10 protein-coding genes are annotated in these 10,000 nt (G+C 60.1%); 4 read left to right on the forward strand and 6 right to left on the reverse strand.

Annotated elements, in window-relative coordinates; genetic code table 11:
• Positions 1 to 501 precede the first annotated feature (501 nt).
• The 5 genes from LDL37_RS09730 to lgt form a co-directional block, all read right to left on the reverse strand.
• Positions 502 to 1,437 (reverse strand): ribose-phosphate pyrophosphokinase, encoded by a 936-nt coding sequence (locus LDL37_RS09730; RefSeq protein ID WP_126419944.1) that lies wholly within the window; start codon positions 1,435 to 1,437, stop codon positions 502 to 504.
• 121 nt (positions 1,438 to 1,558) lie between these two features.
• Positions 1,559 to 1,918, reverse strand: coding sequence for a nuclear transport factor 2 family protein (locus LDL37_RS09735; RefSeq protein WP_290797384.1), 360 nt, complete (start codon positions 1,916 to 1,918; stop codon positions 1,559 to 1,561).
• Positions 1,915 to 2,691 (reverse strand): peptidoglycan editing factor PgeF, encoded by a 777-nt coding sequence (gene pgeF / locus LDL37_RS09740; protein ID WP_290797387.1) that lies wholly within the window; start codon positions 2,689 to 2,691, stop codon positions 1,915 to 1,917. The genes LDL37_RS09735 and pgeF overlap by 4 nt, the downstream gene beginning before the upstream one ends.
• A gap of 9 nt (positions 2,692 to 2,700) precedes the next feature.
• On the reverse strand, positions 2,701 to 3,792 hold the full coding sequence (locus LDL37_RS09745; protein WP_290797390.1) for an SAM-dependent methyltransferase: 1,092 nt from the start codon (positions 3,790 to 3,792) through the stop codon (positions 2,701 to 2,703).
• Positions 3,761 to 4,657: a prolipoprotein diacylglyceryl transferase gene (lgt, locus tag LDL37_RS09750; RefSeq protein WP_290797393.1), complete on the reverse strand. Its 897-nt coding sequence runs from the start codon at positions 4,655 to 4,657 to the stop codon at positions 3,761 to 3,763. Before lgt ends, LDL37_RS09745 begins: the two co-directional genes overlap by 32 nt.
• 160 nt (positions 4,658 to 4,817) lie before the next feature.
• On the opposite strand from lgt, the gene LDL37_RS09755 reads away from it, so the two are divergent.
• From LDL37_RS09755 to proC, 3 genes are all read left to right on the forward strand, one after another.
• Positions 4,818 to 5,054, forward strand: a complete 237-nt coding sequence (locus tag LDL37_RS09755) for an accessory factor UbiK family protein (protein ID WP_126419954.1) — start codon at positions 4,818 to 4,820, stop codon at positions 5,052 to 5,054.
• 41 nt (positions 5,055 to 5,095) lie between these two features.
• Complete coding sequence (locus LDL37_RS09760) at positions 5,096 to 5,629, forward strand: YbjN domain-containing protein (RefSeq protein WP_126419956.1); 534 nt, start codon at positions 5,096 to 5,098, stop codon at positions 5,627 to 5,629.
• A gap of 242 nt (positions 5,630 to 5,871) precedes the next feature.
• Positions 5,872 to 6,672 (forward strand): pyrroline-5-carboxylate reductase, encoded by an 801-nt coding sequence (gene proC / locus LDL37_RS09765; RefSeq protein ID WP_290797399.1) that lies wholly within the window; start codon positions 5,872 to 5,874, stop codon positions 6,670 to 6,672.
• Between the two features lie 158 nt (positions 6,673 to 6,830).
• Here the strand turns inward: proC and LDL37_RS09770 are convergent, their stop codons facing one another.
• Positions 6,831 to 7,868 carry a phytase gene (locus LDL37_RS09770; RefSeq protein ID WP_290797401.1) on the reverse strand — a complete coding sequence of 346 codons (1,038 nt, stop codon included), beginning with the start codon at positions 7,866 to 7,868 and terminating at the stop codon, positions 6,831 to 6,833.
• Positions 7,869 to 8,181: 313 nt separating this feature from the next.
• Between LDL37_RS09770 and LDL37_RS09775 the strand changes: the two genes are divergently transcribed.
• Positions 8,182 to 10,000, forward strand: a 1,819-nt coding sequence (locus LDL37_RS09775) for a TonB-dependent receptor plug domain-containing protein (protein WP_290797403.1), incomplete at its 3' end; no start/stop codon positions are given.

Here is a 10,000-nt window from a genome sequence, read left to right on the forward strand (position 1 = left end):
TTCACGACCGGAACCGGCCGCAGGCCGCGCTTCTTGGCCGCCACCGCGTCGATTATGGCCAAGAAGAGCGGCCTGCGGCCGGTTCCGGTCGTGAATTTCATACTAAACTCCCCAATACGGATGCCCGGAACAGCGGGCAATATACGAGACGTCGGTTGACGGGGCGCAAACCCCAGGGCGCAGACAAACAGAAGGTCGCGCGGACAAACGTCCGCATCTGTTTCTTATGTCAGGTACTCTGAGCGGGCCGCAGTTCCCACCGGACGTCGAGGGCATGATACCGGCAAAACGGCCGACCACAAGGCTGTCAGGAATAATTCAACTGCCAGCAGAAGTCCTCATAAAAGCGCCAAAAATATGGCTTTTTCGCTCGCGGCGGCCTCTGAGTCGCGGCGAAACGAAAATAACATTTCCGTGAGAGGAGCGCTTCTCATCACGGTTAATATTGGCCTAATGAAAAATAAAAAAGGCATCCGCAAGGACGCCTTTTTCGCCGGGCGCTTAGTCAAAGAGTTTGGAGACAGACTCTTCGTTGGCGATGCGGCGTATCGCTTCGCCGATCAGCGGAGCGACGCCGACGATACGGACCTTGGGGTGGTTGCGGACATGCTCCGGCGCCTCGATGGAATCGGTGATGACCAGTTCTTTGAGCACTGAGTTTTCTACGCGCTCCATCGCCTTGCCCGACAAAACGCCGTGGCTGATATAGGCCGAAACCGAGGTCGCCCCACGGTCGATCAGCGCCTTGGCGGCGTTGACCAGCGTGCCGCCGGAATCGACGATGTCGTCGAACAGGATACAGTTGCGGCCCGTAACGTCCCCGATGATGTTCATGACTTCGGACTCGCCGGCGCGCGGACGACGCTTGTCCACTATGGCGAGATCACCGCCCAGACGGTCGGCCAGAGCGCGGGCGCGCACCACGCCGCCGACGTCCGGCGACACCACCATGATTTCATGGGCGTTGGGATAGTTGGCCTTGATGTCCTTGGCCATGAAGGGAATGGCCACCAGATTATCGGTCGGGATGTCGAAAAAGCCCTGAATCTGACCGGCGTGCAGGTCCATGGTCAGGACGCGGTGCGCCCCGGCACGCACGATCAGATTGGCCACCAGCTTGGCCGAAATGGGGGTGCGGCCGCCGGTCTTGCGGTCCTGACGGGCATAGCCAAAATAGGGGATGACGGCGGTGATACGCTTGGCCGACGCCCGCGTCAGAGCGTCGATGCAGATCAGCAGCTCCATCAGGTTGTCATTGGCCGGATAGCTGGTGGACTGAATGACGAACACATCCTCACCGCGCACATTTTCGTCGATGGTGACGAAGATTTCCTTGTCGGCGAAGCGTTCGATGCGCGCCTTGGTTAGGGGCATGTCGAGATAGTCGCCGATGGCCTGAGCCAGCAGTCGGTTGGAATTGGCCGATAGCAATTTCATGGGGAACCTGTGGGGCGGCAGGGTGGGAAACACGTGCGTGTTTTACATGCGGCGGCTTTTAACAGGTGCGACCTGTGGGGCAAGCCCGATTCGTCGCAAATCCTTAAAATTTTGACTGGGTTTACGGCTCTTTTGGCGTGCCCGTGATGAACCACGCCCGCTTAATCGTTTCACCTTCGATCTCGTAGATGCCGACCACATCGACGAGCCGCACACCCTCCGGGAAATTGCGGGTGACGGACTCCGTGTCGATGACGGTGGTGCCGATCACGCTGCGGCTGATCAGGCGGGCGTAAAGATCTGGCTCATGAAAGCGGATCAGGTGGCGTTCCCGAATAGCCCTATGTCCCTTGGCCAGCAGGGTCTGCGGATGGGCGTAGATTTCCGCATCCTCGGCCCAGAAGGACAGAAACCTGTCCACATCCCTGGCATTATAGGCGTTAAGTTGCCCTTTGACGATGTCTTCCGCTGAGCGTGTCATGGACGCAGCATGATGGCGCTGATCAGACGGCCATAATCTGGCTCCTGCCGCAGGAAGCTCCGGCGGTTGGAATGGAACAGGGTCTCTTCGGCGCAGGTGTCGTGGCCTGTGGTCGCAACCTGCGTCAGGCCCAGCCGCTTCAGCCGCATCAGGCAGAAGCCCGGCAGGTCGAAATAGCGCTTGTCGGCGGTCTTGCCCGCAATAAAGAAGGCGCCGCAGTCGGCATCCTGCGCGCGGAAGGTCTCTTCGTAATCGGCAGACACCTCATAGGAGGCCTGCGCGATGCACGGGCCGATCACGGCTCGCAGGTGCCGGGCTTCGGCGCCTTTGGCCAGAAGTGCCGCGTATTCGGCTTCGATCATGCCGCCCAGCGCGCCCTTCCAGCCCGCGTGGCAGGCCCCGACAACGCCATTGACCGGATCGGCCCACAGGATGGGGGCGCAATCGGCGGACAAGGCCCCCAAAATCAGGCCGGGGGTGGTGGTGACCAGACCATCGGCCTCCGGACGGTCTTCGGTGGGCCACGGGCCATCGACCGTCACGGCGATTTTGGAATGCACCTGATAACAGTTGAGCAGACGCGCTTCCGGCTGGTCAAAGCTGGCGGCGACGCGGCGGCGGTTTTCAAGGATATTGTCGCGCGTGTCCTTGGAGCCTTGCCCGACATTCAGCGACTCGTAGGGGAAGGGCGACACGCCGCCCAGCCGCGTGAAAAAGCCGTGCTGGACGTTCGGCAGGTCGAGGAGCGGGTGCAGGATACGGGGCAGGGTCATATCGTTTCACTAAGCCCCGATCTCAATCGGTGCAAGGCCCGCCAGCGGCAGGTCGCGGGGGGAATGGATGGCCAGCACCTTAAACAGTTCGCCCATCTCCTCTGCCGCGATCAGGCGATGGACCTGCCGCGCCAGCCGGTCGGTGTCTTCCGGGTTTTTTGCGCGCAGTTCGTCAAAGCGCTCGATAATGCCGAGGCGTTGCAGGAAAACGCCCTGCGGCGTGATCTGGCTGACCCCCAGCCCCATGTTCAGGGCCGTAATCGCCAGCGATGGAAAATCCGCCCACTGGGTCAGGTCGTGCGCGCCCGGTTCAGCCAGCGGATCGGTCTTTTCGTGGCGATAGAGGGCCTGAAGCGTATCGCCGGGTTCGGGGCGGTCGCGGCCATAGTCGATAAACAGCGCCGCGCCCGTCGCCTCGTGGATCAGCGCGCCCACCGCCTCAATCAGGCGGTTTTGCGCCACAGAGACTTCGCAGACCTGACCCCCTTCGGCGGCGAAGGGGGCGTTGAAATCCTGTGGTGCAGGGACAAGGCCGATGACCAGTTCGCCCTCGTGCAGGCCGACGCAACGTTCAAACCAGCCGTCGGGGGTCAGTTGAAACTGCCGGGCCGGCAGACAGTCGAGTACCTCATTGGCGATGATCAGCAAAGGCGCATCGGTCGGCACGTGGTCGAGGCTGTCGTAGTGGCGCACTTCACCCAGTCTGGCCGTCTGTACCGCGCGAAGCGGCGGCGAAGGCTCGATCAGACCGATCTCCATGGCCTGCGCGAAGGCGGGCAGGGCGCGAAAAGTTCTCAGCAGGTCGCTCATCAGCGTGCCGTCGCCGGGGCCGATTTCAAGGACGCGAATCTTTGCGGGCGCGCCCATATCCTGCCAGGCCTGCATGGCCCACAGGGCGAGACGTTCACCGAACATCTGCGACACCAGAGGGGCCGTGATAAAGTCGCCCTCTTCGCCCAGAGCCGGGCGCGTGGCGTAATAGCCTTCCTGCGGATCGAACAGGCAGGCCCACATATAGTCGGCGATGGTCAGTGGGCCTTCGAGCCTAATCTGCTCGATCAGGCGGGTCTTAAGCGAGGCCATCAGGCGCTTTCGTCTCATGTGTCGCCGTAAATCCGGCGGGCAGGGTCTTGCCGCGCAGGGCCAGCCAGATGGCGATGCCGCCGCCAATGATCATCAGCAGCGACAGGGTCTGCCCCATAGTGATAACGTGCTTGAAGAAGGGCAGCATCTGGGCGTCGGGTTCGCGCACAAACTCCACCAGCACGCGGGCAAGGCCGTAACCGGCGACAAAGGTGCCCATGATCAGGCCGGGCTGACGCAGTTTACGCCAGACGTGCACCAGCAGATAGCCGACGACAAACAGCACGATCCCTTCCAGCACGGCCTCGTAAAGCTGGCTGGGGTGACGCGGCAGATAACCAGCAACGCAACGCCCATATATATCAACGGGCGTATAGGAATTACAAAAGACCATGCCCCACGGCGCGTCGGTGGTACGGCCCCACAGTTCGCCATTGATAAAATTGGCGATGCGGCCAAAGAACAGCCCGATTGGCGCAGCGCAGGCCAGAAGATCGCCCAGGGTCCACGGGTTGATGCGGTGACGCCGACTATAAAGTACACCCGCGATACAGACCCCGATAAAGCCACCATGGAAGGACATGCCGCCTTCCCACACCTTGAAGAATTGCAGCGGGTTTTTCAGGATGGGCGCCAGATCGTAGAACAGCACATAGCCAATACGTCCGCCCAGAATGATGCCGAGCGCCATCCAGATAATCAGGTCTTCGAGGTTTTCACGCGACAGGGGGGCGGGGTAGGGCGCCCACAAAGACTCCTTGCGGATCAGTCGTGTCAGATACCACCAGCCCAGCGCGATACCGGCGACATAGGCCAGCGCGTACCAGCGCAGGGCCAGCGGGCCTATGTGCAAAAGGACGGGATCAATGTCGGGCAGGGTCATGCTCAGAAACCTGTGAACTGTATTCAATGACCTAAAGGAATCATCGAAGGGGGGCAAGAATCGTGAAAAACTTTCTTTCAGTCGCCATTCGCACTATATGCGCACAGTGTGACAACTCATTTGAGGCTCTTTCCGGGCCTTTATCCGCAAGGATTTTCCCATGCAGTCGAAAAACCCCTTCCTCGACGAATTCGCCAAGCTCTCGACCAGCGCCATGTCTCTGGCTCAGGCCGCCGGTGACGAGGCCAAGGCCGCCTTTCGCGCCCAGGGCGACCGCTTCGTCGCCGATATGGACCTTATCCGCCGCGATGAATTCGAGGCGATGAAGGAGGTCATGCTGGCCGAAATCGCCGCCTTGAAGCTGGAAATCCAGAGCCTCAAATCCAGGGCTGAGTAAACCTCACCCTTCGGACCTCTCTCAGGACACCCGTATCTCTCATGGACCTGCCTCAGGCTGATTATACCGACACGACTTCCGACCCGCTCGAACTGGTCGAAGCTATCCTCACTGACGAAGGCCTGACCTTTGAGCGGACACCTGATGGCGAGGTGCTGTTCTCGCTGGCCGGGTTATGGAAGTCGCACGACATGTGGTTCTCCTGCCGCCCGGAAGGGGAGTGCCTGCAACTGTGTTCGTCGCTCGACCTGCGCTTCGATCCGGCAAAGGTGGCGCCGATCCATCAGTTGCTGTCACTGGTCAATCAGCGCGTTTGGTTCGGTCACTTTGAAATCTATGAAGACGAAGAAGGGATGCGCGAAGCGGGGCGTCTGCCCGCCGATATCGTCTTCCGCCACACCCTGTTGTCGAGCCCGATGGAACGCCCCGGTCAGGTGCAGACGGCGCACATGATCAATGTCGCCGCCGAAGCCGTGGATCGCTTCTATCCGGCCTTCGACTTCCTGTTCAAGGGCGCACCGACGGCCGAAGCGGCGCTGGAAGCCTGCCTGTTTGAGACAATCGGAGAGGCCTAATCGTTCACACAAAAGTTGCCCTTCGGGTACTTTTGTATGGTCTTATACCAAGGGTCATTGGAAATGACTCTTGGTATTCCATTCGAGAATGTCTCATGTCGCTGACACATATGAGACATTCTCGAGGTTTCAACGGCCGGATGCGGTCAGCATCTTAGGTCGTTGGTATTACGGTGAAAAATGCCTCGGGGCGGCCCGTCGGCATTTTTCGCATTTAATTCAAGATTTATTGAGGTCCATCAATGCTGGCGAAACCCATACTTCTCATTGGCGCGGGGGCGCTGGGGTCGGCCATGCTCAAGGGGATGCGCGCCGCAGGCCATATCGCGCCGTCCGACCTGATTATTCTCGATCTCAATCCCGGCGAAGAAGCGCAAGCCTATGCGGGTCTGGGGGCGCGGCTTAACCCGTCGCCGGAAGTGTGGCGCGACGCCTTCACCGTCATCATCGCGGTCAAGCCGCAGAGCTGGCGCGGGGCGGCGCAAATTCTGGACGGCAACCTCAACCCGGAGGCGACGCTGATTTCGGTGATGGCCGGGGTGCGGACCGAAGACCTCAGCAGCGTGTTTGCGCCGTTGAAAGTCGCGCGCGTTATGCCGACCACGGGTGTGGCGACCGGTAAGGGCGTGGCCAGCCTCTATGCGGCCGAGGGCTTGGCCTTGCAGGCCGCGTCCGACCTCTTCTCGCCGATGGCGGCGACGGTGGTGCTGGACAATGAAGACCTGATCGACGCGGCGACCGCCGTGTCCGGTTCGGGGCCGGCCTATGTCTATGCCTTTGTCGCGGCGCTGGAGCAGGCGGCGCTGGAAACCGGGCTGACGGCCGCGGATGCCAAAACACTGGCCCGCGCCACCCTGATTTCGGCGGCCAATCTGCTGGATCAGACGGGCGAAGACCCCGAAGACCTTATCCGCAAGGTCGCCTCGCCCGGCGGCACCACCGAAGCGGCGCTGAAGGTGCTGCGGCAGGAGGGGCAGGGGCTCACCGAGCTTGTCACGGCGGCGGTACTGGCGGCGCAGAAACGCTCCAAAGAACTCGGATAATACCAAGGTCATTGAAAATGGCTCTTGGTATGCCTTTCGAGACTGTCTCATGTCTCTGACACGTATGAGACAGTCTCGAGTTTTCAACGGCCGGAGGCGGTCAGCATCTTCGGCCGTTGGTATAATAAAAGCCCCACCGGATGGCGGGGCTTCATATTTTATTTCAGGCTGAGTTTCGCTTCGATCTCTTTCCAGTCCACGATCTTGAAATTTTGCCGGGCACGGGTGGTCGAAAGCACTTCGCCTTCGGTATCCATGTCGTCCTGCATGACGACGATACCCTTGGCATAGGGGCCGACCTGTCCGCCCAGGGCCGCGACGCCATCCGTCCCCGTCACGGCATCGATACCGTTGCCGGGGAAGACCGAGAAACGGCCCTGATAGATGGGCGTACCCTCGACGCGCCAGACGGCAAAGGCCGAGTCGCCTTGCGACGAGGCAATCAGATAGGTCTTTTGGCCGTCCCGCAGCAGGGTCAGGCCTTCGACATCAGCTTTGAGCACGTCCGACGGCAGGCTGACCAGCGCCTTGCGCTGCGACCCCGTTGCCGGATCGAGGCTGTACACCCAGATACCGGCGTTTTCTTCGGCGATATAAAGCGTCTGGGTTAGGTCATCGACCACGCAGCCTTCGGATTGCGTGCCGACATTGAAGCGGCGCGTTTCGCTCAGGATCGGCTTGCCCGCAGCAACGCTGACCGTGGCCTGAGCCACATCGCCGTTCTTGCCTACCATAATGGCGACCAGATCGCCTGCCGTCGTCTTACCGAGGCAGAAACCATAGGCCTCAGAGGTGGCCAGCGGCGCAAAGCCCCAGTCGGTGGTTTTTAGAGTCGCCGGATCGAGCTTGAAGAAACGCACGCCATTGCCGACGCGGTCAGAGGCGGCAACCACCACCGGCAGTTCCAGCGCGTCGTTACGCAGATCGACATTGTTCATCGGACCGACGGTGAGGAAGTCGATCACCTTGCCATTCAGGTCATAGCTGTAGAGGCCCGCCTTCTTGTCGGTGCCATAGATCACCACGCGGTTGGAGTCGGACGGATCGACCCAGATTTCGGGATCGTCAGCGGAGTCCAGATTGAGCGTGCCGACCGCTGTGGTTTCCGTCACCGCCAGAACCGGCGTGCCCGTGCCCTGCGTCATCTTGGCCGAGTCGGAGATCAGTTCCGGGTGCACGCAGGCGGACAAAGCCACTGAACCGACACACAAAAGAGTTGATGTCATAAAAAGCTTAAATGTCTGGCTGGTAAGCATTTGCGTACACCCCTATGTGCTGATTTCCGCGCTCTTAGCACGGAGAATAAAAAAGCACACTCAATTTGAGTAGTGCGTTCGTAGGTTCATGCAATGTGCTGAACTGTGCATCTAATGTCACAGTGTATCTCGTTTGTGACGCTGTCATAAAAGCTTCACGGAACTGTAGTCGAACCGTCGCCCAGCCTGACTAGACGGACCTCAGGGGCTTTGACGCAAAGATTTTGCCGGGCCAGATCACTGGGGATTTGAGATGAAAACCGTGAAGTTTCTCGCGATGACGGCGGCTATGGCGCCGCTCGCCGCTGTGGCTGTTCCGGCTGTGGTTCAGGCTGCTGACGCGGAAGAGGTCACCGAAGTTGTTGTGACGGCGCGCCGTCCGTTGGCCGAATCTGATGCGGCCGCCCTGAAGGCGCAGCGTCAGTCGGACTCGCTGGTCAGCGTTTTGTCGGCCGATGATGCCGGCAACCTGCCAGATCAGAACATCGCCTTTGCCATCGGCCGTCTGCCGGGCGTCGGTCTGGAGCGCGATCAGGGGCAGGCCCGCTACGTCAACCTGCGTGGTATGCCGCGTAAGTGGGCGACCATCTCGTTCGATGACCTGTCGGTCGTTTCCGCCGAAGGCCGCGACTCGCGTTTCGACAACATCCCGTCGGCTATTGCCTCGCAGGTGATGGTTCAGAAGGCCATCGTTCCGTCCATGCCCGGTGACACCGTTGCCGGCAATATCGACATCCGCACGCGCCGTGCTTTCGACTATAAGGGTCAGAAGATCACGGGCAAGCTCGGTCTCGGCCACGTCACCCTGGGTGGTGGTGAAGAAGTGGATGCCAACCTCGTCTATTCCAACATCTTCATGGCTGGTAAACTGGGCATCGTCGCTCAGGCCTCCTACTATCGCCGCAATATGGCGACGGAAAACTGGGAAACCGATCCCTACCTCGTTCAGCGTGCCGCCGCTCCAGGCAAGACCTTCGCCCGTGAGTTTGAATACAAGAACTACCGTCTGACGCGTTACAACTCTTCGGCCTCTCTGCGCGCCGACTACAAGATTGACGACAACAACACCCTGTTCGCCTCGTCGATCTGGACGATTTTCAAGGACGACGAGCTGCGCGACAACTGGATCGTGCGCCTTGATCAGGGCACCAACGCCGCCGGTGTCGCCTATAATTCGGATGCCAATTTCACCGCCGCCGATCCCAAGTTCGGTACGGTTTATGGCGCGCGCCTGAACGGTCGTATCGACTACCGCGACTCCGAAGAAATCCTTGCCACCAACACCTTGGGCGGTGAGCACCGCAACTGGTACGGCTATGACGTGTCGTGGCGCCTGAACTATACGGTGGGTCTGAACGGTGGCGATACGCCGGTTACCGCTGCCTTCCAAAGCCCGTCGTCTTTTCTTGAGCGTCCGACCGCCGTTTATGATTTCCGCAATGGCGATCAGAACATTGTGCGTCTGTACCGCACCGGTGGCACGACCTCGGCGCGTACCCAGGGCGACCGCGTTTTCTCGGCCGAAGAATTCAACACGCCGCTGACCTCGATCGGTCGCGTCGCCGGTGGTGAAACCACTCAGGCCTACACCGCCAAGATCGACTTTGACCGTCAAACCGAGCTGTTCGGTTTGCCGACCAAGGTGGAGTTCGGTGCCCTTTACACGGCGCGTAACAAGAAGAACGAAAACGAGACCTACACGGCGACGCCGGCGAGCCTGACCGCCAAGGGCTTTACGGTGCCGACCTGGGGCACGCTGGCCATTGACGATCCGTACAAGGGTAAGCAGGCGCTGGGTTACACCTTCCGATACACCAACCAAGCCCTGACGAACGATCTTGTCAATCAGTATATCAATGCCGGTGCCGCCGTGCGCGATATGTCGGCCACGACGTCTAACTACTGGAAGATCAACGAAAAGCAGGCGGCCGCCTACCTGATGGCCACCACGACGTTCGATTGGGGTAACATCGTTTACGGTACGCGCGTCGAAAACATCAAAAACGACGGTCGCGCCTATTCGACGGCTCTGGCAAAGTATCTTGAGACCTCCAGCGATGAAACCCTGTTCT

The organism is Asticcacaulis sp. (genome assembly GCF_020217185.1).
GTDB lineage: Bacteria > Pseudomonadota > Alphaproteobacteria > Caulobacterales > Caulobacteraceae > Asticcacaulis.

Bases quoted from the DNA above. Each gene is read 5' to 3' on its own strand.
- LDL37_RS09745 (WP_290797390.1), bottom strand. From the start codon at position 3,792: ATGAGACGAAAGCGCCTGATGGCCTCGCTTAAGACCCGCCTGATCGAG.
- lgt (WP_290797393.1), bottom strand. From the start codon at position 4,657: ATGACCCTGCCCGACATTGATCCCGTCCTTTTGCACATAGGCCCGCTG.
- pgeF (WP_290797387.1), bottom strand. From the start codon at position 2,691: ATGACCCTGCCCCGTATCCTGCACCCGCTCCTCGACCTGCCGAACGTC.
- LDL37_RS09760 (WP_126419956.1), top strand. From the start codon at position 5,096: ATGGACCTGCCTCAGGCTGATTATACCGACACGACTTCCGACCCGCTC.
- LDL37_RS09755 (WP_126419954.1), top strand. From the start codon at position 4,818: ATGCAGTCGAAAAACCCCTTCCTCGACGAATTCGCCAAGCTCTCGACC.
- LDL37_RS09730 (WP_126419944.1), bottom strand. From the start codon at position 1,437: ATGAAATTGCTATCGGCCAATTCCAACCGACTGCTGGCTCAGGCCATC.
- proC (WP_290797399.1), top strand. From the start codon at position 5,872: ATGCTGGCGAAACCCATACTTCTCATTGGCGCGGGGGCGCTGGGGTCG.
- LDL37_RS09735 (WP_290797384.1), bottom strand. From the start codon at position 1,918: ATGACACGCTCAGCGGAAGACATCGTCAAAGGGCAACTTAACGCCTAT.